The following is a 23,193-nucleotide window of genomic DNA, read 5'->3' as shown; positions in this document are numbered from 1 at the left end:
AGAACCGCCGCTGGACGTCCTGGCACCGCTGGACCACCCTGGCGATCCTCGCCCACGCCTTCCTCGCCGCCGCGACCGCGCACCGCAGCCGTCCCGATCCGGCCGGGCTGATCGCGCTGACCGTCAACGAACTACGTCACCTGTTCAACGTCCTGATCATCGAACCCGCCCGCCGCCGCTGCGACCCACTGCTCTGGTCCGTACGCCGACGCCGTCACCAAGCACGAGCCACGACCAGCCACTACGCCCGGCAAGCCCTCACCGAGCCGTGATCACAATCCCCGGCTGGAGTACTAGTGATGAAACAGATGTGAAATTGCCTTGCGGCATCGTGACTGAAGCGGAGGCATTGAGCCGTCAACCGTCGAAGCGCTGGTTGGAGGAGAGTGCATGCTACGAGCGTCCATTAGCCCGCCCTGGGGGGCCAGTGTGGTACTCGAGCGCGACCAGCACACCGCCAAGGCTTGGTCCTTGGCGCGGATGTTCACATGACCTCCGCTCGGACCCGCCGGTCGCTAATCTCTCGACGGGCAGCGGAGCTCCGGGGCAACACGCTGACCGAGCTGTTCGTGCTCGCCCGCGCCCGCCGCGCCGTCGACCTGGCGGTGGGAACTCCCGAATGCCCGGAAACGCCGCAGGCGCTTATCGCCGAGGCGACCAGCGCTCTGCGGGCCGGGCACAACCAGTACGAGCTGCCCGCCGGTGAGGCGTCGCTGCGGCGGTGGATCGCTGAGCTGCTCGGGTTGTGCACCGACCCCGAGACCGAGGTCACGGTGACCGCCGGGGCTACCGAGGGATTGCACGTCGCGTTGCTGGCCACGATCGACCCTGGCGACGAAGTCGTGCTACTGACACCGGGGTACGAGCAGCTCGTCGCGGCCGTACGCCTCGCCGGTGGCATCCCGCGGTTCGTCTCGTTGCACCCGCCGGACTGGCGATACGACCCCGACGACCTGGCGGCCGCCTTCAGCGAGCGGACGCGAGCGGTGCTATTGAACACGCCGAGCAATCCGACCGGTCAGATGCTGGGCCGTCCGGAGTTGGACGAGATCGCCATGCTCTGCGAGCGCTGGGACGCCACGGTGATCTCCGACGAGGTCTACCGCGACCTAGTGTTCGACGGTCGCCGCCACGTGTCGGTGGCGGAGGTGCCCGGGTTGGCAGAGCGCAGCATCGTCGTGGGGTCACTCTCGAAGAGCTACGCGGTCAGCGGCTGGCGGCTTGGCTTCGTTCGCGCCGACGGCGAACGCACGCGGGCGGTGAGGCGGGTGCACGAGCTGGCCACGAACGGCACGGCCGCGCCGCTACAGGTGGCCGCCGGGCGGGCGCGTCTGTCGACCGACTTGAGCGCCGTGGCGCTGGAGGTGCGCCAGCGACGGGACCTGGCGCAGCAGATCTTTGCGGACCTGGGCATGTCCTTCGCGCCGGCGGCCGGCGGCTGCTTCCTGCTGGCCGACATCAGTGCCTTGACCGGCGGCCGTCAGGACTGCTTCGGGTACGTGCGTGAGCTGCTGGACCGGGCCGGCGTCCTGCTTGTTCCCGGCGCTCCCTTCTTCAACGTGTCCGACGGCAGCGATCCCAGTGCGCGTGGCGAGCAGTACGTCCGGATCGCCTTCAACCGGCGCACCGAAACATTGCTGGAAGCCGAGCGGCGGATGCGCGGCGCGTGATCACCCACGACGAGGCAACGACATGACGCTGCTCGACACTGCCGGGCTTGGCCCGCTACCGTCCTTCCTCCAGCAACAAGGCGCGGGTGCCGTGCTGCCGATCGTGTCCCCGGCAGGTAACACGATGTGGCTGGTCCGCGACTACACGCTGGCGCGGAAGGTCCTCACCGACCCGCGGTTCAGCCGAGCCGCGGCGGTGACGCCACAGGCGCCGAAGTTCAACGACGCCCAGCCGGCAGCGGACTCAATGATGAGCATGGACGGCGCTGAGCACGCGCGACTGCGTCGGCTCGTGTCCGGAGCCTTCACCACCGGTCGGGTCGCGGCGATAGCTCCCTGGGTCGAGCGGTGGGTGGACGAGCGCCTGGACCGGCTCGAGCGGCGTGGAACGGGCGCCGACCTGATCGGGGATCTCGCCGCACCGCTGTCCGTGTCGGTCCTCTGCACACTGTTGGGCATCCCGGCGGCCGACAGCGAACGATTTCGGGGGTGGGTGGAGGTGCTGTTCGACATCACCGCCAGCAGTCCACACGAGAAGGGGCGGCGCCGGTTGGAGCTTCTCGACTACATGGGGCAGACGATCGAGCAGAAGCGCCGACAGCCGGACGATGCGCTGCTCACGGTCCTCATCAAGGCGCAGGAACGGGGCGAGATGTCCATGGCCGAGTTGCTGACCCTGGGGCTGACACTTCTCATGGCCGGATATGAGACCACCGTCGGCCAGATCGGCCTCGCTGCACTGGTGATCCTCTCCGACGAAGTGGTGTACGACGCGCTGAAGCGCCAGCCGGAGCGGCTGCCCGGCACGGTCGAGGAACTGCTGCGCCTGACCCCTGCCACACCGCTGAGCTTCTCCCGGGTCGCCACCAGGCAGGTGCAGCTGGGCGAGGTGACCGTGCGGGCTGGCGAGGGAGTCGTCGTGTCCCTGCTACACGGCAACCGGGACCCCGCCACCTTTCCGGATCCGCAGCGGCTGCTGCCGCAGGGCCGGGATGCCGGACACCTCACGTTCGGCCACGGCGTGCACCGTTGCCTCGGCGCGCCACTGGCCCGGCTGCAGATCCAGACGGTGCTGAACCGGCTGATCGGGCATTTCCCACGCCTGCGACTGGTCGACGCACTGGAGCCGGTCGCGTGGAAACACGGCCTGGCCACTCGTGGACTGTCCCGGCTCTCGGTGGAGTGGCGATGAGCAGTCGTGCCGATGGGGAGCCGATCGCGGTAGTGGGCTACGCGTGTCGATTCCCGGCCGCGCCGGATCACACGGCGTACTGGAAGCTGCTGTGGGACGGGCGGGACGCGGTGACCGACCCGCCGGACGACCGGGTGACCGGTCTGGCCAGAGGGTCCTTCCTGCCCGACGTGGACCTGTTCGACGCCGGCTTTTTCGGTGTCTCCCCGCGTGAGGCGGCGGCCGTCGACCCGCAGCAGCGGCTGATGCTGGAGCTCGGCTGGGAGGCGCTGGAACAGGCCGGAATCGTGCCGGCGGTGCTTCGCGGCGGCCACGCCGGTGTGTTCGTCGCCGCGATGACCGACGATTACGCCGACCTCGTGCGCGCTGCGGGTGGGTCCGCCACCTCCCATCACTCGTTCACCGGCCTGGCGCGCAGCCTCATCGCCAACCGGTTGTCGTACACCATGGGTCTGGGTGGCCCCAGCATCACTGTCGATGCCGGTCAGGCGTCTTCGCTGGTCGCCGTACACCTAGCATGCCGCAGCCTGCGGGACGGCGAATCCGACGTCGTCCTGGCCGGCGGCGTCGAGCTGCACCTGAGCCCGCACAGCGGCGCGGTCGTCGAACGGTTCGGCGGCCTGTCACCCGACGGTCGCTGCTACACCTTCGACAGCCGCGCCAACGGGTACGTGCCCGGCGAGGGCGGTGCGGTCGTGGTGCTCAAGACGCTCTCTCGCGCGCTCGCGGACGCGGACGCGATCCACGCCGTGCTGCTCGGGAGCGCGGTCAACAACGACGGTGGCGGGGCCGGCCTGACGGTGCCGCATGAGCCGGCGCAGCGGGCGGTGCTGCGCCGCGCGTACCGGGCCGCCGGCGTTGACCCGGCCGTCGTGCAGTACGTCGAGCTGCACGGCACGGGCACCCCTGCGGGCGACCCCGTCGAGGCTGCCGCACTCGGCGCGGTCCTCGGTGCCGCACCCGGCCGGCGAGCACCGCTGCTCGTGGGATCAGCGAAGACCAACATCGGCCACCTGGGCGCGGCGGCGGGCATGGCGGGGCTCGTCAAGGTGATCCTGTCGATCCAGCAAGGCCGGCTGCCAGCCAGCCTCAACTACGCCACGCCGAACCCGCGTATACCGCTCGCCGCCCTCAACCTCGCCGTGCAGCACGTGCCGGGTGGCTGGCCGGCCGGCGACCGGCCGGTCGCCGGGGTGTCGTCCTTCAGCATCGGCGGCTCCAACTGCCACGTCGTCGTCGCAGCTCCGCCGCCAACGGACCGTACGGCGCGGCCACGCAGGAAATCTCCCGCACCGTCGCCCACCGACCCAGCCGGCACGAGCCCGGGAGCCTTCCGTGCCAGCGTGCTGCCGTTCGCGGTCTCCGGCCAGAGCCCGGCGGCCGTCCGTGCCCAGGCCGCCCGACTGCTCGACCGGCTCGATGGATCGGAGGTCTCCGAGGCGGACCTCGGTCTCTCCCTAGCCGTGTCGCGGACGGCGTTCCGGCATCGTGCGGTCATCCTCGCCGGGGGCCGCGCCGAGCTGGCCGCGGAGCTGGCGGCGCTCGCCGCCGACCGGCCGGGCGTGTCCTGCATCAGTGGCGCATCATCGGCCCGTGACCGCGTCGTGCTCGTCTTCCCGGGACGCGGGGCCGAGTGGGCCGGCATGGCGGCTGATCTGCTGGACGCCTCCGACACCTTCGGCGCGCAGGTACGGGCGTGTCAACGGGCGCTGTCGCCGTACGTCGGCTTCTCCGTCTTGGACGTCCTACGCAAGGAGCCCTTTGCGCCCTCGCTCGTCCGCGCCGACGTCGCCGAGCCGGTGCTGTTCGCGGTCATGGTGGGTCTCGCCGAGGTGTGGCGTTCGTTCGGCGTGCGACCGGCCGCCGTGGTGGGTCACGCTCTGGGGGAGGTCGCCGCCGCCTACGTATGCGGTGTGCTGTCGCTGGAGGACGCGGCTCGGGTCGTTGCGATGCGCGTTCGCGCCACCCAGTCGCGCCCGGCCCCGGTTGACGAGCTGCTGGTGCCGCTCGCGGTCAGACGCGCAGCGGTGCCGTTGCACTCCACCGCGGAGGGTGCCGAGATCGACACCGGCTCGATGACCGTCGAGCACTGGCTCCGCGGGCGGCCCAAACCCGCCCGACTCCCGGCCACGATCCGCGGTCTTGCCGACCATGACGCGTTCGTCGAGATCAGCCCTGATCCCGTACTGACCACCGTGATCCGGCGGACGCTTGCGGAGGCCGGCTCCACCGCGCTGGTCGTCGGATCGCTGCGCCGCGGCGAGCCCGCACCGCGGCGGTTCCTCACCGCGGTCGCGGAGTTTCACACCGGCGGAGGAGCGGTCGACTGGCGGCCGGCGTTCCCTCGCGACAGCCGCGTCACCGACCTGCCCACCTATCCGTTCCAGCGCACGCGCCACTGGTTGCAGCCCGCCGTCGTCGCCACGCCCGAACCGGAGCCGGACGGCGTTGGTGGTGCGGGGTCGGCCGTCCCGCGTGATTCCGGGGCGGACGATCCGCTGGAGCTGGTCCGTGCACAAGCGGCGCTGTTGCTCGGCATGAGCGACGCGCGGGACGTCGACCCTGCCCTGTCCTTCCGGGACCTCGGCCTCGACTCGCTGACCGGTGTGGAGCTCCGCGATCGGCTCGCCGCCGCCACCGGACTGCGCCTGCCCACCACACTCGTGTACGAGCACCCCTCGCCTCGGCGGCTGGCCGACCACCTCCGGTCTCACCTCGCCGGTGGCTTCCCAGAAACGGCGCCGTCGTCGGCAACCACGGCGACCAGGGTGAGCGACGACCCGATCGCGATCGTCGGCATGGCGTGTCGGTATCCGGGCGACGTCCGTTCGCCGGAGGACCTGTGGCGTCTGGTCGAGAGTGGTACTGATGCGATCGGTGCGTTCCCGGTGAATCGGGGTTGGGATCTGGAGGGTCTGTTCGATCCGGATCCGGATCGGCCGGGGAGGTCGTATGTCCGCGAGGGTGGTTTTCTGTATGACGCGGATCGTTTCGATGCGGAGTTCTTTGGGATCAGTCCGCGTGAGGCGGCGGCGATGGATCCGCAGCAGCGACTGCTGCTGGAAACCGCCTGGGAGGCGATGGAGAGGGCCGCGCTCGGCTCTGCCTACGCAGATCGGACGGGCGTTTACGTAGGGGCCATGCCGCAGGAGTACGGCCCGGCGCTGCATCAGGCCGGCGACCGCGCCGGCGGCTATCTGCTCACCGGCACCACGCCCAGTGTGCTGTCCGGTCGGCTGGCGTACACGCTGGGTCTCGGCGGTCCGGCAATCACGGTGGACACCGCCTGCTCCTCGTCTCTGGTGGCTTTGCATCTCGCGGCGCAGGCGCTACGCAACAACGACTGCTCGGTCGCCCTAGCCGCCGGCGTGACGGTGATGTCGAATCCCGGCATGTTCGTGGAGTTTTCGCGGCAGCGTGGGTTGGCGGTGGATGGGCGATGCAAGGCGTTTTCGGATGGTGCTGATGGGACGGCGTGGTCTGAGGGTGTCGGGGTTGTGGTGTTGCAGCGGTTGTCTGATGCGCGTCGTGCTGGGCGGCGGGTGTTGGCGTTGGTTCGGGGTTCGGCGGTGGGTCAGGACGGGGCGAGTAGTGGGTTGACTGCGCCGAGTGGGGTGGCGCAGGAGCGGGTGATCGTGGATGCGTTGGCGTCGGCGGGTTTGGGTGGGGGTGATGTGGATGTGGTGGAGGCGCATGGGACGGGGACTCGGTTGGGGGATCCGATCGAGGCTCAGGCGCTGATTGGCACGTATGGGCGGGGGCGTGGTGGTGGGGAGCCGTTGTGGCTGGGTTCGTTGAAGTCGAACATCGGTCATGCGCAGGCGGCGGCGGGTGTCGGTGGTGTGATCAAGATGGTGCTGGCGTTGGATCGGGGGGTGTTGCCGGGGACGTTGCATGTGGGGCGGCCGTCGTCGTTGGTGGATTGGTCGGGTGGGGTCCGGTTGTTGACGGAGTCGCGGGCGTGGCTGGATACGGGTCGTCCGCGGCGTGTGGGTGTGTCGTCGTTTGGGATCAGTGGTACCAACGCCCACGTCATCCTCGAACAGGCACCACCCGAACCCGTGCCGTCCCCGTCGCCCGAGCCGGTCCCGGACGGTCCGTGGCTGCTGACCGCCCGCACCACGCAGGCACTACGCCTCCGTGCCGCTCAGCTGCACAACGCCGCCGCGTCGCCCGAGTACGCATCGGTCGACATGGGCCGCGCCCTCGCCCGTACGCCCAAGCTTTTCCCCCACACCGCCGCGATCGTGGCGCAGAACAGGGAAGCCCGACTGCGGGCGCTCGCCGCCCTGGCCGCCGGCGAACCGTCCCCCGACGTCGTCGCCTGCCCGCCCGGCGCGGCCGGCGCCGGAGGCCTCGCCTTCCTCTTCAGCGGCCAGGGCAGCCAGCGTCCCGGTATGGGGCGCGAGCTGCACCGCACGTGCACGCCGTTCACGGCGGCATTCGACGCGGTCTGCGCGCACCTCGACCCGCTGCTACCGGCACCGCTGAAGGACGTCGTCTTCGCCGAGGACGGCTCCCGAACGCTGCTGGACCGTACGGTGTTCACCCAGGCGGCGCTGTTCGCGCTGGAGGTGTCCATGTTTCGGCTGCTCGAGGAACGCGGAATCGTCCCCGACTACCTACTTTGCCGACATTCACACGTACTATGTGCTCGCCGGCGACACCCCGGTCCTCGTGCACAACGAGGGTGGCGTGCCGGTGCCGCCGTTCGTAGATGGACAAGACTTCGAGTGGAGCATTCAAACGCCGAAGGGGAATGTGGGAATGCTCGCAGAAACAAGTGTGAGCGGGGGGCGCGTTACCCTCTCCAACATGGTGGTTTACGGTGATAGCCCGGAGCTGACCCGCGGATCTTTGGGCACGTCGACTATGTTGAAAGCCTTGCGTGGACAAATTGCGCCGGCTGCGGCTGCGCAGGGATTTAATGAGCTGACGATCTCAGGAATTCGGCTTACAGGGCCCGTTGGGTACCGTCCCGACTTCACCCTGGACCTGAAAAAGTACGCTGGTGGTGGGGGGTGCTGATGCAACCGCAGGGACGATATGAGGCTGTACTTCAGGGTGCACGAGATCTGATTGACGGCGGCGAAAGGATGGAGTCTGCGCTTAGGTATATGAGGAGCGCGGGGTTGTCGCAGATTGAGTGTGTAAAGGCAGTAAAATCGCTGATGGGTGGAAATCTTGGCCAAGCCAAGGAAATCGTTCACTTCAGCGAAACCTGGTCAGACACGAGGGCGTGGCAGGAGCAGCTTCATAAGGATTTGAGTGAGGGGTTGAGTGCAGAGTAGCGGCGGCCAAAACGGCAAACCGCTGAGCCGACCGGCAATGCGGAGAGTGGCCGGTGTGTGTACGGGCGCGCGGCTGTCTGCCCGGGTTGCCGTCACCGTTGCCGTCAGCAGCGGTCATAGATCGAATACCAGCTATTGCATGCAAGGATTATCGCTCGCGGCAGTGCTGGCCCGTTGAGGGGTGTCATGTTGGCGGTTCGGTTCTGATGGGCGTGCGCGCGGGGCCGTAGGCCTGAAGCGCGTGCGCGCGGCCCCGGCTTCGGCCGGGGCCGCTCTTGATTAAGTGAAGCAGTTTTGGACCAGATCTACTTCGCGAGTCGCCTTCTATTGGTTGTTTCTGGACAGGCTTCGGTCGTCTTGGCTGCTCTGGGTGGCGGGTGGGGCACCGTCAGGTGCCTGCCCGGTGTCGGCGTCTGCGGGGCCACGCAGTGCTCCGGGATCAAGGGGCGCCTGTAGGGCGTCGCAGGCGGGCGCGTAGCGCCCTTAGGGCCAGAGGGGCGCCCCTCGTATGCTCGCGCCGTCCATACGTCGTCGTTTGCAGCTCGACCGGCTGTCTAAGAAGAGGGTGTCGAGGACGCCCAACTGGGACGCTCCTGGCACCTTCGGCCTGCCGTGGCGTGCGCTGGTGTCTGTCCGTGTTGCCGTCACTGTTGCCGTCAACCAGGTCCTGTGCCGAGGGCCGACACGGTTGCGGTCGATGAAAGCCCAGGTCAACGACATGCCATCGTAGTCACTCTCCGTGCTGGCCGTGAGAATGTCACACGTACTATGTGATCGCCGGGAATGCTCCTGTGCTGGTACACAATAGCGGTGGAGATCGTTTTTACTACTTGAGCCGGACGGGATATAGCAATTACGTGCTGGTCGATAGCAGTGGTCGGGTATACTCCTCAGGGATGTTCGGGCCGAATGATATAGCGGGAGGTGTGCAATATCGCCACGCAGGAAACAATAACCGTTCAACCCGGCAAATGGCGATACGATGAGGGTCATGCCGGGAACCTGAACATATGGCGAATCGCGTCTTATGGAGCAGCGCCTCGCTGAGCAGTACGGCACTGTTATTGGCCGTGGTGGTCCCGATTATCGCGGCAACCGCCAGAATCCGCTCGACGGGGCAAAGCTTTCGGAATATGAGGCATTCGAGCGTCGCCTTGCAGGAGGGTGCTAATGGCCACTGAAATTCTGTCGCCTAAAAGCCGGGCTGAGGTTCGACGCAAGCTGCGAGAAATCATCGGGTCCTTTCGGGAGGAGATCGGAACGCCTCCGACCCTTGGCGAGTTTCTTGAGATCGTCGGCCTAGCAGTGCCGTTGGCATCTGACGATATTGAAGCCTCGCCGGGCACGTTTCATTTTGATGCGAAGGTCGATGGGAAGCGGTATCGGTCGGGCCGCGACTCGCAAGTAGCGGAACTTAATGACAAAGCATTTGTCGATGTCTCGTCGCTTGTTGCCTTCTTTGGTGGGCAAGTAAGGGCAGTTCACGGGCATGCTGCGTCACCAAACGAATTGGCGTCGGCCATCCTGGAAGTACTTCAAGGCGAGGACATTTCGTTTGATGACGTTCGTGGCGCTAGCGTCAGTAGCCTGGTTGCGACTGCGTCGAAACCTGTTGCTAAGCCGAAGCTCGGGGATATCGTCGCTATCCCTGTCGGGAACTCCGGTTATCGGATGGCTGTGGTCATCGCGCAAAATCGGTTCGGCATAGCAATTGGGCTATTGGGAGATGCAACTGTCATTCCTCGTGTAGGCAAGATTTCGCCTGAGGTCGCCCAGCGATTCATTTATACGGACGACCAGCTTATCGCCAAAGGCATGTGGATAATCGTTGGCCATAATGACAATTTGCTGAACCTATTTCCGTCAGACCCAGAGATCTATCACGGCCCCGAACCGATCTTTCCAAGTGTTCAACTCGGTGAATTCGGTGCGGCTGAAACGGCTTCGGGCGCAATGCGTCAGATTACCAAGAGCGAGGCTGAAGAGGTCGGCCTGCTGAATAGTTCCTATAGACAGCTCTTCGTGAGCACCTATCTGCATCAGCTAATGGTCGACGAATCATCTAGCGCTAACGAAGCATTGCTGCTGTCGCCATGGCAGCCCTAGTCGAAGTGGACTTTGAAGTTCGAGCCGCAGTGGCACATTACATGCCGTATTGGTGCCACTGCGTTGTACGCTGGTGGTCGTGGTTGTTCGCCTCGGTTGCTGTCAGTGCTGTTGTCAAGCGTTAAGCACATATGCTAATTGATGGATGCAGATCGTCCGATCACGACTGTCGGTAGGGTTGGCCAGTGCCGGAAGTAGGAACACAAGTGTGCTCCATGCCCGCCGGTCTCGAATTACAGCCGATCGATTTCTATCACCGTGACGGTTCAGTGGCTACTCCGCTACTCTGGCCGCGGCCTTGCAAGGGGCGGTGTCGTGTCGCAGCACTCGGCAAAGCTCGCTGTTGTCAGGCTGCTACCGTCGACATTCAATTGCTACGTCATCGCCGACGCATCGCGATGGTGGGGTTGTGGTATCGATCCCCCCCTCGGACACGTACAGATACCCCACAGCAATCAGCGTCGGGCTTGGCCTCGACGCTGATTTTGTTTTGGCCGGGGTTGTAGGTGAGGGTGAGCCGTAGCTCGCAGTAGACTGTGCGTTTGTCCTCGCGGGCGTGGGAGTGTGGATCTAACTTGACAGACCCCTCAGGACGTGCTGGAGGTAGCGTGCTGTCTTGGTGTCGGCAGTGACCAGATCTGCTGGTGTGCCGGTGGCGACCACTCGGCCACCGGCAGGGCCGGCTCCCGGGCCCAGGTCGATGATCCAATCGGCGCGTGCAGCGAGGTGGAGGTCGTGCTCCGCCACAACCACGGTGTTACCGGCGTCGATGAGGACGTCGAGGGCTTCGACGAGGCGCTGGACGTCGGCGGGGTGCAGGCCCGTCACTGGCTCGTCCAGGACGACCAGGCCGCGTTTGCGGCCCCGGTTGCCTCGTTGGATCGTGGTAGCTAGTTTGAGGCGCTGTGCTTCGCCGCCGGAGAGGTCGGTCGCGCTCTGGCCGAGGGTGACGTAGCCGAGGCCCACCTGGCGCAGGGCGTGGAGTGTGGCGACCAGGGAGTCGGGGTCGGTGAAGAACTCCGCGGCTTCGTCGACGGTCAGGTCGAGTACCGCGTCGATGGAGAGGCCTTGGTACTCGACGTCCAGGACCTGCTGGGTGAAGCGGCGGCCCGCGCAGGTGGTGCAGGTGACCCAGACGTCTGGCAGGAAGTGCATGTCGACGAGTTTGCGGCCGTGGCCGGAGCAGTCCACGCAGCGGCCACCGGCGGTGTTGAAGGAGAATGTGGAAGCATTCAGCTCGGCTTTGCGGGCGTGGTCTGTGGAGGCGAACAGGGTGCGGATCGCGTCGAAGGCCTTGCTGTAGGTGGCGGGGTTCGACCTCGGGGTGCGGCCGATGGGGTCCTGGTCGACGACGGCCACCCAGGCGACGGGTGCTGTGTCGTCGGCTTCGACGGCGGAGGCGAACGCGTGCAGCAGGCTGCTCTTGCCGCTGCCGCTCGGGCCTGTCAGGCAGGTGAGTCTGCCCTGGGGCACCCGTACTTCCGCGACGTCGACGTTTTGGTTGCTGATGTCGCGGACGGTGAGCCAACGTGCTGGATCGCCGTCTCGGGTCGTGCGTTCGACGCGTTGTTTGCGGCCGGCGAGGTAGGCCGCGGTTGGTGAGGTTTCGTGGTGGGACGCTTCGGCCGGTGGTGCGGAGATGAGGAGGTAACCACCGTCGCGGCCGGCTCCCGGTCCGATGTCGACGACCCAGTCGCAGGCCTTGACGATCTCCGGGTCGTGCTCGACGAGCAGCACGCTATTGCCGTTGTCCCGCAGCGCCTTCAGCATGTCGAGGACATCTGCCTTGTCTGCGGGGTGCAGGCCGGAGGTGGGTTCGTCCAGGACGAACGTGATGCCTTCAAGTGGAGTGCTGAGCTGGGCTGCGAGGCGTGCGCGTTGCAGCTCGCCGCCGGAGAGGGTCGAGGCCTCGCGGCTCAGTTGCAGGTGGGACAGGCCGGTGCGGTGCAGGGCGGTCAGGCGGGCGCCCAGTTCGCGCAGCAGCGGGAGGCCGACCGCGCGATCCTGGTCGCCGAGTTCGGCTTCGGCCTGGTGCACCCAGTCGATGAGGTCTGTGCCGGTGAGTGTGATCAGTTCCGGATAGGTGCGACCGCCGACGGTGACGGTGCGGGCCGCCTCGCCGAACCCACTGCCAGCGCATTCCTGGCAGGGCGTCATGCGCATGTACCGCTGGTAGCGCTGCTTGCTCGTTTCGCTGCCCGCGTTGGCGAACACGCGCTCCACCTCGGCGAGGGCGCCGCGCATTGGCTGGCTGCTGCTGTAGGTCCACTCGGTGCCGGTGGCCCGGCTCGGAATGGTGACGCTGGCGTCGATGACCTGCTCACCGGTGCCGTGCAGGACCGCGTGCTGAAAAATCGCTGGCAGGTCGCGCCAAGGCACGGACAGATCGACGCGGTGCAACTCGGCGAGGGCGGGAATGAACGAGTGCTCGCCGGAGCGCCACTTCGCGAACCAATGCGAACCCCCCGAGAACAGGGGAAGTTCAGGATTGTCGATGATCAGCTCCGCGTCGGCGCGCACGGTACCGCCCGCTCCGTGGCACACCGGGCAGGCTCCCTCGGGGCTGAACCTGTCGAAGCTGGTCGTCGCGAGCTCGGCGCCGGTGCGGAGCGTGGGCAGGCGTGAGTAGACCAGGCCCAGGTACGCGTCCATGCCGGTGACGGTGGCCATGGTGGAACGAGGATTGTTGTTGAGTCGGCGCTGGTCCACCGCGAGCGTCGCACCGAGGCCGGTGATGCGGTCGACCTCGGGCCGGTCGCGCTGGCCGAGGTAGCGCCGCACGAACGGCGAGATGCCCTCGAGGTAGCGCAGTTGTGCCTCGGCGTGCACTGTGTCGACCACCAGCGAGGTCTTCCCGCTGCCGCTGACACCGGTGAACGCCACCCAGCTTTCCGCGCGGGATTCGCACGCTAATGTCGCGCAGGTTGTGGGTCCGGGCACCGGTGACTTCGATCCAGCCGTGGTCGTCGTGACGCTGCACGTCGTTCGCTCCGGTCACTTCGCTACCAAGAAGGGGTTGAGCAGGAACGCGACATCGCGCCGCACCCACTCCGAGAGCTCGCCGTCACCGAGGATCGCCCACATGATCAGCGCGCCGTTGTACGTCGTCTGCACCGCCCTGGCAAGGCCGTCCACATCGCACTCGACGAGCTCACCCTGCTCAACGGCCCGCTCCAGCAGCGACGCGATGCCCGTGCGCATCGACTGGGCGAACCTCACGGCGTGGTAGTGCAGTGCGTCGTCGCTGAGGTCGAGATGCAGGAACGCCACGTGGTTGGCCATCTCCGCGGGGCTGTCCACGTCGCTGCTGAGCGCCGCGATGAATGCGTAGAGGGCTTCGAGCGGCGACTCGTACTTGGCGACGATCTCGGTGAAGAATTCGTCGACCTTGGACGCCTCGTACTCGTTGATCGCGACCAGCAGGTCGTGCTTGGACCCGAACCGCTTGACCAGCGTGGCCGCCGAGATTCCGAGGTCGGATGCCACGTCGTTGAGCGTGACGCGGAGCGGGCCGATGCGGGCCAGCGTGCGGGACGCGCTGACGAAGATCTGCTCGTTGGTGACGGACATCGGTCGCGGGCTCATGGCACGGATAGTACCCGATAAGTGAATTGGCGTTTACTAACGCCGCGTCGCGTGATCACCTGACCTCCCGCCGCAGCACTGAGATGACAGAAGCCTCCCCATGGCCGCGCCTCTCCGCTGCCAGAGCCGGCTTGACGGCAGTCGGCCGTTCGAGGAGCCGACGCAACAGCAGTTGCATGCCGGTAGTCGCCCGGATGCGGTTCATCGCGCGGACGCCAGGAGCGAGTACCATCGTGTGAAGAAGTTGTCGTGCGCGACGACCTCCCGCATCGCGAGCGCCTCGCGCCAGATGCCGGCGAGGGTGCGTTCCACCTCGATGCGCGGCGTAGCGTTTCAGGCAGCGCATGACCTCGCGTTTTCCCTTTCCTTCGGCGGTGCGTCGCTTAAGGTAGAGGCGAGTGCGCTCGTCTTGTCGCGTACGGGTGACCACGATGCGGTGCAGCGCGGCATTGGCCTGCCTGTCTCCGCCGCGGTTGAACCGGCGGCGCTGGCTCTTGCCTGAGGACTGCTCCACAGGACTGAGTAGGGTCGGGACTGGCGCGGTAGCCGACGCTCCGTTTCCAGCCCCCGCCGCTTCAAACCGTACGTACGGTTCTCTCGTATACGGCTTTCCGACATCGTTCACCGACTGGCATACGCCCTCGCCCTGCGTACGGTTCCGGTAAGGCGGTAGACCCCGAGCCGGGTGACCCACCCGTAGGTGAAACGGGTGGTCCAGTTCCGGCCTCGCAGGCCGTGTTTCCGGCTGGCGAGGATGGCCAGCCGTTCGTGGACGTAGCCGTCGACCGCGTTGAACTTCCGCCCGGAGTTCCCGTTGCGGAAGTACGCACCCCAGCCTGGCAGTACGGGATTGAGGTCGACGACCACGGCGGATACCGGTCTCGTAGCCTTCGAGACAGCGGTGGCTGCACGGACGGACGAGGCTGCTTGAGCAGCTCATGGCCGTCGTTCGATCCGAGTTCCGCACCGAGATCTACGTCCCCGCTCCGGACGACCCCGTCTTCATCGCCGACGAGTGCGCGGTCACGGACTGCGACCGGACGGCAGCGCCGGCCAGGCGCGGACTCTGCAACGCCCACGACATCCGGTTCCGTAAGCGCGGCCGCCCACCGATGACGGACTTCCTCGCCGAACCCGGCCCCCCGGTCCGAGGCCGCAGATCGCTAGCCACGATGGCGTCCCGGGCTGGCAAGTTGCGACGTAGAACACCTTTCTCAACGGCACGGGAGCCCTCTCCGTTGCGCCAACCCTGAGGTCACCCTTCCGGGGCCCGCCTGAAAACGCTCACTGATGAGTGGTACGGCGCGGTTTTCGAAATGGAGAACCTGGTTCTCGTCGATGTGCGGGCGGAAATTGTTGGCCTTCACTCGCAGACTGGTAAGCCGGGCATTGAAGTCCTCTCTGACGATCGGCGCGCGAATCCAGTCCTCGCGCGAATCGGTGCAGATTCGGCGCTGGTGAAGCAGGGTCGACCACAAGTAGTCGAAACACCCTCAGATCGCGATACAGCGCCCGCTTCTCCTTCTCTTTCGGCCAGCGGATCACTTTGACCTCGTTGGCATCCATGTTCAGAAGCCTCCCAGGCTGGATGTTCGTCTTGTATCTCTCTCCGGTTCGTTCGATACGCACAGGAGTAGTGATCGTTTGGCGTTACAAGGCTGTGTTCAGTTTTCGGCACTCGCCGCAAGGGGTGCCGGAGCCGATCCGATGTAGCTGCGCCGCGGTACGAGGAACGTGGCAAGGCCTGCCAGCACGTACATGACCACCGCGGCGACGAAGGCGACGCGGTAGTGGTCGAGCAGCCGCACGGGTGTGTCGTCGGCGGTCACCGGAACGATCGCCGCTGCCATGGTGACCGCCACCGTGAGACCCAGCACCGGGCCCACCTGTTCGGAGGTATTGATCAGGCCGGCCGCGAGCCCCTGCTTTCGTTCCGGCAGCCCGCGCGTCGCCACGATGATCACGGGAGCCTCGATGAACGCCGCGCCGACGCCGATCAGCAGCAGGGGTGGGAAGATCCACGCCAGGTAGGAGCCGTCGCCGGGCGCGAACACGAACCACAGCGAACCGGCCGCGCCACCTGCTGTGCCCATCAGAAGCAGTGCTCGCGCACCCACCTTCTCCATTAACCACGCCACCCTGGTCGCGATCACCGCCATCACCAGCGTGATCGGCAGGTAGGCCAGGCCGGCGTCCGTGGCTGAGTAGCCGAGCACACGCATCATGTAGAAGGTCACGTAGAACATGACGCCGAGGTTGGCGGCGGTGGACAGCAAGTTGATCACATTGCCCGCCCGAACCCCAGGTTCGGCGAACACCGCCAACGGCACGAGCGGGTCACTGTGCCCGCGCTCCACGGCCACGAAGGCTGCCAGCAACACCACCGTCGCGGCCGCGCTCATCGTCATCACCAGGGCGCTTGACCCGTGCTCGACCCTCGTCAGCGTGAACACGAGCATCCCGAGCCAGCCGGTGAGCGTGAGCGCACCGAGCACGTCCGGCGACACCCGCTGCTCCGGCCGGGTGCGCGGCAAAAGCGATGCCACGGCGAGTCCGGCCACGAGCCCGATCGGCAGGTTGAGCAAGAAGATCCAGCGCCACCCGAATGCATCGGTCACGAATCCGCCCACGACCTGGCCGAGCGCCGCCCCCGCGAGACCGGTGAAGCTCCACCACGCGACAGCCCGGTTGCGCCCGGAGCCGGTGGTGCTGACGAGGTTGAGCAGGGCCAGGGCGGTGGGGGAGACCATCGCCGCGCCCACGCCCTGAACAGCCCTGGCCGCGAACAACTCGGTACCGCTCGTCGCAAAGCCGCACCACACCGACGCGGCCACGAACACTCCGAGGCCGACCAACAGCAACCGCCGCGGTCCGAACAGGTCGCCGAGTCGCCCGGACAGGGCGAGCAGACTGCCGAATGTCAGCATGTAGGCGCTGGCCACCCACTGCGTGTCCGCAGCGTCCATCTTCAGGTCCACCTGGATGACGGGCACTGCGACGCCGAGCACCGTCATATCGAGGATTAGCAGCATCTGGACCAGGCACAGCGTTGCGATGGCAGCGAAAGGTGGCTGGCTTGTCGCCTCTGGCTTCTGGTTCAGTTCGGTCACGTTCGGTCTACCTCCATGGGGGTGTCGCAGTCCCTGCTGAGGGTAAATGAACGTGCATTTACTTATCAACTCGGGGCCCCGGAACTGGTCACGACTGCGGGTGCCGAAAATCTCATCCGTGCTGGTCAGGCGGCGTTCTCGTATTCGTGGAGGAGGCCGCCGAGTCTGTCGTGTCGGTGGGCGTGCAGGTGCGTCAGCGTTGTGGGGTCGGTGATCGGCTCGGGCAGCGGACGCAGCGGACGCAGCGGTCGGGCGTTGGCGATGCCGCGGTGCGGGCGGTGCTGGTTGTGGTGGTGTTCGTACTTGCGTAGGGCGTGTAGCAGGTGGGCGTGGTTCCAGATCAGTGCCCGGTCGAGGAGTTCGTGGCGGCAGGCTTGGATCCAGCGTTCCATGACCGAGTTCATGCGGGTTATCCGGACACCGCTGCGCACGACTGTGATCTCGGAGTCGGCGAGGACCGTGTCGAGCGGGGCAGGATGCGGCGATATTCCCACGTGGTGTTCTCGCGGGCCAGGCGCAGCACCAGCCGGCGGATCGACCACACGGTTCGTGGCCGTCCGACCTGCCGGGGTCGGGAGATTCTGGCGTGCTGGCGGGTGATCAGATCCCGGTGCCACCGCAGCACGGTCTCCGAGCGGACCAGCAGCCGCAGGTTGCCCGGCATGTCGCGCGGCAGCCGGCGTAGCAGAGCGGCCAGCCAGGTCCGGTCAGCCCGGGTGAACCGCACCCGCTCGCCGTGCAGCTGCCGTTGCAGGACCACTACCTGGTGGCGTAGCGCCAGGATCTCGGCATCCTTGTCCCGGTCGCTCATCGGCAGCAGCCGTAGCAGCGCGAGAGCGTTGGTCGCACCCAGGTAGGCCAGTTGAAAGAGCACAACTGGTCATCTTCGCGCAGTACGCAGACGTCGATCACCGACGCGTCCAAGAGAGCGCTCGTCAGCGCATCCGTGACCTCAGCCTCGTGATCAAGGCGACCCCTGAGCAGGACGGACGAGGTTCTCGGCACCCGCAGTGTTTCAGAAGTCGTGGTGGCCGGTGAAGGTCATGGCGTGGCGGTGATCGACAACTGAAGGGTCTCCGCTATCTGGTGCTGCGACCAAGCAAGAACGTCATAATGGAGGTTAAAAATCAAGCTAGGTGATCCCCGTGATCAGGGTACGGCGCTCCGGGCGTTCCGGCGCGACGTGATCGACCCGGATCGCGGGGATCGCAACGGTGCACCGGCTCAGCGGATCGCCCCGCCGTTGGCCCGGCAGGTGTCCCGGACGTGCCAGAAGTCGCTGAGGTAGTCGTCGTGAATGCCCCGGCCCATGACGCGCAGCATCGCCTCGTCGGCCTGGCGCAGCGCCGAGACGTTGTAGTTGTGGCTGCCGGTGAAGACCCGGGGCACGATGTCGTCGTCGTACGCGCCGTCGATCAGCATGTACTTGTTGTGCGTGCGGATGTCCCGGCCCGGCCCGACGTTGTAGTTACACTTGGTGAGCTGGACGTTGCTGCCCAGCGCGTTCAGCACCCCCGAGTTCGCCTCGCTGTAGACGACGTCGACCCAGCAGCCGGCGTTGCGCAGCGCGGTGAGCTTCTTCGCCACCTCGGGCCGGTTGAATGAGTACATGTTGACCCGCACGTCGGTCTGCCGGCGGGTGCCGTTGTCGTCGTACGAGCAGGAGGCGACCGAGTCGAGCACCCTGACGATAGTATCGGTGGCCGGGTCGCTGACCGGCTGCCCGGAGCGCTCCCGCCGGGGGAAGAAGTACGCCCGGTACGTCGTACCTGTCGGGGTGCCCCAGTAGTAGGCGTTGTTCCCGGCCGAACTGTAGCGGTACGACCGCAGGTCCGCGAAGTACTGCCGGTACGCCTGGTAGGTGGTGGCGTCGCTGAACGTCAGGCCGTTGTTGTACGCCTCGTTCGCGTCCCACCAGCCCAGGTTCGCCGAGCCCTGGAAGACCACGTTGGACACTGTCGAGCCGTTGTTGAGCACGATGCTGGACGCGATCAGGAACTTGTTGTGGTTGTAGGCCGTCACCGACGAGTTGGTGTAGTCGATCCGGCGGGTGCCGATGCAGCCCCGGTCGGCAGTGGGGAACTTGTCGGCGCAGTGCACGATGTACGACTCGGCGGTGTCGTTGCTGCCGAGCACCGGCAGCAGCCGCTGGTACGGCCGCTGGCTGACCTGCTCGTGGTCCAGAATGATCTTGACGCGTACCCCCCGTTGGTGCGCATCAAGCAGTCGTCCGGGCAGGTCGGGGGTGGTCTCCGAGTCGGTGACGTCGGTGACGCTGAACCCGAACCAGGACATCTGGATCTCTCCGCCGGCCGGCACCCGGTCGATGATCCGGGCGAGCTGGATGAAGATTGCGTTCTGCTGGGCGGCCGTCCCGGTCGGCCGGTTGAAGACCGCGTCGTTCATCGTCGGATCCGGCTCGGCGGCGCTGGCCGGCCCTGCACCCAGCGCCGGCACCCCGAGCGTGCCGGCGGTGAGCATGAAGACGAGTGCCAACCGTGGGACCAAACGTGAAGAAGTTCTACGGATCTGCATGGCAAGATCATTCCATCGAACTGTGACCGACGGAACCTCCGTCTCCGGTACGGATCGGCCACCCGGCGCGGTGACCCCGAGGTGAGCGGTCGGGACGTGGATGTGCTGGTGATCGGCGCCTTTCAGGCGGGACGAAGGACCCCAGGAGACCGCGCCCACCGCCGCGACAGACGGCCCACCACCATGCCCGACACCACACGATATCGATCAATAGCAATCAGGGCTGCCGGGCCAAAGGAGCCGGCGTCAGACGCGACTCATCGAGGTTAGTAGCGTATCCATAGTCGACAAGTGACATCGACGAATGATGTTTGGACGTCCGTTGACGTTTGATGTCCGCTACTTCATAGCGGACAGCTCGAACCTGTTCGGAACCACCATTCCGTGGTAGGGCGTACGGCGCGACGCGCCCAAGGCGACCACACCGCCGGATGGCGGCGTGACGTGCGGGCGGGGAGTACCGTCGATGGCGGCAGGGCGCCGGTTGTAGCGGTCGGCGCCCGCCACCCCAGACCGCTACCTGGGAGAACTGATGCCGGCCCGTGTTCCTACCTTTGTTGATCCCCGATTCCCCGCCGAGCTGGCCCGTATCCGTGGCGCGTCGGGGATGTCGATACGCGACGTGGCGCGTCGAGTTTTCTGCGGCAAAAGCTACGTGCACGACCTCGAAACAGGTCGGACCAGACCCACGGTCGAGATCGCTCGCCAGCTCGATGACACGTTACGAGCTGGCGGGAGGCTCGCTGCCATGGTCGTGGAGGCCCCGCCGGTAACCACACCGGATGATGAGCAGCGGATCGCCTACGCGATTGCCGAGCCGACCCTGCTGGACGGCACCACGGTGCGGCTACTCGCCGAGGTGTTGGCCAATCAGCGCCGCCTGGACGACACGCTTTCGGCGTCGCTTCTGCTGCCGGCGGTGATACCGCAATGGCAAACTGTGCGCCGCTTCACCGCCCAGGCTGCGGGCCCGCATGCCGCCGGCTTGCATGAGGTGACGGCGGAGTGGACCCAGTTCGTCGGCTGGTTACACGCCGAGGCCCGTCACGACAGCGAGGCGATACGGGTGCTGATCGAGGCCGCCGACGAGGCGGACGCGGTCGACAGTGGTCCACTGGCCGCTCAGGTGGAGAACTTCCGCGGCTACCTGGAGCGTCAGCGCGGTAGTCCCCGGGGAGTCGTGCGGCACTTCCTCGCCGCCTACCACACCCCGGGAGCGGCGGCGTTGCAACGGGTAGGTGACGCGGTGCAGGCCGCCCATGGGTACGCGCTCTTGGACGACCGGGCTACCGCCGCGCGGCTGCTGGGCGAGGCGAGTGACTTGACCACAGTGGCGGAGTCACAGCCGCCGCCCGGGCTCGCGTACTGGCTGACGCCGACATTTTTCCGGATGAGTCTCGGCCTGGCCTACCTGGCACTCGGCGACAGCACCATGGGTGTGGACAACGTCCGTGCCGGGCTAGCCGGCCTGCCCGCAGACCAGCGCGACGCGGAGTGGACGCAGGAATACCGCGACGCGCTACTCGCCGCCAGCTGACCGTCCGGAGTCAAGCGCGGATACGTCGCGGACAGCACCCATCCTGACAAGTAGCTCGGTGTCACCGCAGGATCATCCTGGATGGTGACACGCCGCCTCGACCCGATCGAGGGGAGCACGCGTATGACCCGGCTATTCCGCTGACTCCGCCGCCGGCCCGCACGGCTGGACGCGGTCGGCCCCGCCACGCTGTATTCGGCGCGGGCCGGCGCCTACCGCCCGCTGCGGGATCAATCGACAGTGATCCTCGACAACCGGCCGTTGCTGACCCCGCTGGCCCGGCAACGGGCGAATCGCCGGTGATGGCCACCCACGTCCGGCCGCGCTCCGGCAGCCTGTCGACGGTCCAGCTACGCAACCGGATGTAGATCCGCCTGGCCGTGCCCGCCCACCGAAACCGCATACGACTATCTAGCCACGGCCGGGTAGGGCAACTGGGCACCCCCGCAGCGCGCCGTCCGGCAGTGCGAGCTGTTGAGATCGTCGCCGAGGGTGGACCGCCGGCGCTGGTCGGTAGAGCTGTGGGTTTGCGCTGTTCAATCGACCCCCGGCCAGGCAGGCCAGCTCCGCGTCGGAGAGCCGTTCGGCCGGCCAGGGCGCTTGCGGCCAGCCGGGATGACGTGGTCGTCGATCCGCACGTACAGTGCGGTCAAGAGGGTGTCGAGGTCTGTCTATACAAACAACTATCGACGGCATCTCCCCATGCGTTGGTCGACCTGCCACGCCGCCCAACCCCCAGAGTTGGGAATCACTCGTCTGGAGCTGGTCAACGGCCTCCGGCGCGGTTGAGGTACCGCCGACGTAGCGCGTACCAGGCAGCGCCGATGGCGAGCACGCCGATTCCCGCCCCAACGGTGGCTGGGGGCAGGCTGGCCGCCAGCGTGACGCAGCCGGCCAGCCCCAGCACGGCGAGCAGCCGTACCGGTAGCCGACGGCCCGGGTCACGGCCAAGGGTGAGCGCCGCGGCATTGGTGATTGCGTAGTAGACCAGCACGGTGCAGCTGGAGAAGCCGATTGCCCCGCGGACGTCACCGACGGAGACCACGGCCGCAACCACCACGGCCACCGCCAGCTCAGCTCGGTATGGCACTTGGTGCACCCGGTGCACGGCGGCCAAGCCGACCGGCACGTCCCGTCGGCGGCCCATCGCCAGCAGGGTCCGACCCACGGCGGCGAGCAGCGAGAGCAGCACCCCGATCACCGCCACGGCTGCGCCGGCCCGGACCACCCAGGACAGTCCGGGCAGCCCGACGGCGGTCACCACGTCGGCCAGGGGCGCGGCGGAGGTGGCCAGCCGGTCCGGGCCGAGCACTCCCAACGTGATCACCGCTAGCATCAAGTAGATCGCCAGCACCGTACCCAGCGCCAGCGGCACCGCTCGGGGGATCGTTCGCCTCGGGTCGCGTACTTCTTCGCCGAGAGTGGCTATCCGGGCATACCCGGCGAAAGCAAAGAAGAGTAGTCCTGCGGCGGTCAGCACACCGGGCGCACCGGCACCGCCGGCGCCGCTGAGCACCTGGCCGCCGACCGAACCGACGCCGCCGATCCGCTCCGCTGCGAAGCCGGTCAGGCCGACCACCGCGACCAGGGACAGGACCCCCAGCACCACTCCGACCAGCACCTTTGTGGCCCGCGCCGTCTTCGCCACACCGCGCAGGTTCACGGCGGTGACGGCCGCGATGGCGCTGACGGCAACGAGCCGGGCCCGATCCGGCCAGAGGTATGCCCCAACCGTCAGTGCCATCGCCGCGCAGCTTGCGGTCTTGCCGACCACGAAGCCCCAGCCGGCCACGAACCCGGCGAACGGGCCGAGCCGCTCCCGCCCGTAGACGTACGTGCCGCCGGACTCGGGGTAGCGGGCCGCCAGCCGGGCCGAACTGGTCGCATTACAAAACGCTACGAACCCAGCCAGCGTAAGTGCCACCAGCAGTCCGGTCCCGCCGGCCGCCGCCGCAGCTGGAGCGAACACCACGAAGACGCCCGCGCCGAGCATCGCCCCCGTCCCGATGACCACCGCATCAGTTACCCCCAGCCGCCGCGCCAACCGCTCCACGGATCAGACCCTAGGGGGCCGAGGTGAACAGCGTGAATTTTACCCAAGGTGCCTTGTGTATATTTGGTTCGTGGCGAGTCGGCGAACAGCCCTGCGGCAGGTCCTCCACCGGGC

At 66.9% G+C, this 23,193-nt stretch carries 12 protein-coding genes and 4 pseudogenes; 6 read left to right on the top strand and 10 right to left on the bottom strand.

Annotated elements, in window-relative coordinates:
- The 5 genes and pseudogenes from B118_RS0123480 to B118_RS32005 all read left to right on the top strand — a co-directional run.
- Positions 1 to 272 (top strand): annotated as a pseudogene (locus B118_RS0123480) (IS701 family transposase); the annotation flags it as partial.
- Positions 273 to 488: 216 nt separating this feature from the next.
- Positions 489 to 1,670 (top strand): pyridoxal phosphate-dependent aminotransferase, encoded by a 1,182-nt coding sequence (locus B118_RS0123475; RefSeq protein ID WP_027648785.1) that lies wholly within the window; start codon positions 489 to 491, stop codon positions 1,668 to 1,670.
- Positions 1,671 to 1,692: 22 nt separating this feature from the next.
- Positions 1,693 to 2,862, top strand: coding sequence for a cytochrome P450 (locus tag B118_RS0123470; protein WP_027648786.1), 1,170 nt, complete (start codon positions 1,693 to 1,695; stop codon positions 2,860 to 2,862).
- Positions 2,859 to 7,694, top strand: a complete 4,836-nt coding sequence (locus tag B118_RS29040; RefSeq protein ID WP_202902363.1) for a type I polyketide synthase — start codon at positions 2,859 to 2,861, stop codon at positions 7,692 to 7,694. Before B118_RS0123470 ends, B118_RS29040 begins: the two co-directional genes overlap by 4 nt.
- Before the next feature lie 1,629 nt (positions 7,695 to 9,323).
- Positions 9,324 to 10,259 carry a hypothetical protein gene (locus tag B118_RS32005; protein ID WP_155256597.1) on the top strand — a complete coding sequence of 312 codons (936 nt, stop codon included), beginning with the start codon at positions 9,324 to 9,326 and terminating at the stop codon, positions 10,257 to 10,259.
- 570 nt (positions 10,260 to 10,829) lie between these two features.
- Here B118_RS32005 and B118_RS29035 read toward each other — a convergent pair.
- From B118_RS29035 to B118_RS0123430, 8 genes and pseudogenes are all read right to left on the bottom strand, one after another.
- Positions 10,830 to 13,257, bottom strand: a pseudogene (locus B118_RS29035) (AAA family ATPase).
- Complete coding sequence (locus B118_RS0123455; RefSeq protein ID WP_018223678.1) at positions 13,254 to 13,829, bottom strand: TetR/AcrR family transcriptional regulator; 576 nt, start codon at positions 13,827 to 13,829, stop codon at positions 13,254 to 13,256. Before B118_RS0123455 ends, B118_RS29035 begins: the two are co-directional and overlap by 4 nt.
- 70 nt (positions 13,830 to 13,899) lie before the next feature.
- On the bottom strand, positions 13,900 to 14,358 hold the full coding sequence (locus tag B118_RS33980) for a transposase (protein WP_202902362.1): 459 nt from the start codon (positions 14,356 to 14,358) through the stop codon (positions 13,900 to 13,902).
- Positions 14,359 to 14,465: 107 nt separating this feature from the next.
- Positions 14,466 to 14,750: pseudogene (locus tag B118_RS0123445) on the bottom strand (group II intron maturase-specific domain-containing protein); the annotation flags it as partial.
- Positions 14,751 to 15,508: 758 nt separating this feature from the next.
- Positions 15,509 to 16,954, bottom strand: a complete 1,446-nt coding sequence (locus B118_RS0123440; protein ID WP_028193553.1) for an MFS transporter — start codon at positions 16,952 to 16,954, stop codon at positions 15,509 to 15,511.
- 125 nt (positions 16,955 to 17,079) lie between these two features.
- Positions 17,080 to 17,358, bottom strand: a complete 279-nt coding sequence (locus tag B118_RS33255) for an integrase core domain-containing protein (RefSeq protein ID WP_043541910.1) — start codon at positions 17,356 to 17,358, stop codon at positions 17,080 to 17,082.
- Between the two features lie 5 nt (positions 17,359 to 17,363).
- Positions 17,364 to 17,828 carry a hypothetical protein gene (locus B118_RS33250; RefSeq protein ID WP_050592863.1) on the bottom strand — a complete coding sequence of 155 codons (465 nt, stop codon included), beginning with the start codon at positions 17,826 to 17,828 and terminating at the stop codon, positions 17,364 to 17,366.
- 350 nt (positions 17,829 to 18,178) lie between these two features.
- Positions 18,179 to 19,450, bottom strand: a complete 1,272-nt coding sequence (locus B118_RS0123430; RefSeq protein WP_238324119.1) for a phospholipase D-like domain-containing protein — start codon at positions 19,448 to 19,450, stop codon at positions 18,179 to 18,181.
- A 571-nt stretch (positions 19,451 to 20,021) separates the two neighbouring features.
- Here B118_RS0123430 and B118_RS0123425 point away from each other — a divergent pair.
- On the top strand, positions 20,022 to 21,026 hold the full coding sequence (locus B118_RS0123425) for a helix-turn-helix domain-containing protein (protein WP_080678152.1): 1,005 nt from the start codon (positions 20,022 to 20,024) through the stop codon (positions 21,024 to 21,026).
- A gap of 549 nt (positions 21,027 to 21,575) precedes the next feature.
- Here the strand turns inward: B118_RS0123425 and B118_RS33975 are convergent.
- Positions 21,576 to 21,679: pseudogene (locus tag B118_RS33975) on the bottom strand (IS982 family transposase); the annotation flags it as partial.
- Positions 21,680 to 21,792: 113 nt separating this feature from the next.
- Positions 21,793 to 23,079, bottom strand: coding sequence for an APC family permease (locus tag B118_RS0123420; protein ID WP_028188036.1), 1,287 nt, complete (start codon positions 23,077 to 23,079; stop codon positions 21,793 to 21,795).
- Between the last annotated feature and the right edge of the window lie 114 nt (positions 23,080 to 23,193).

The organism is Salinispora pacifica CNR114, assembly GCF_000514775.1.
Classification (GTDB): Bacteria; Actinomycetota; Actinomycetes; order Mycobacteriales; family Micromonosporaceae; genus Micromonospora; species Micromonospora pacifica.
Note: the sequence above shows the minus strand (reverse complement) of the source record. Positions and strands in the feature narration are given on the sequence as shown.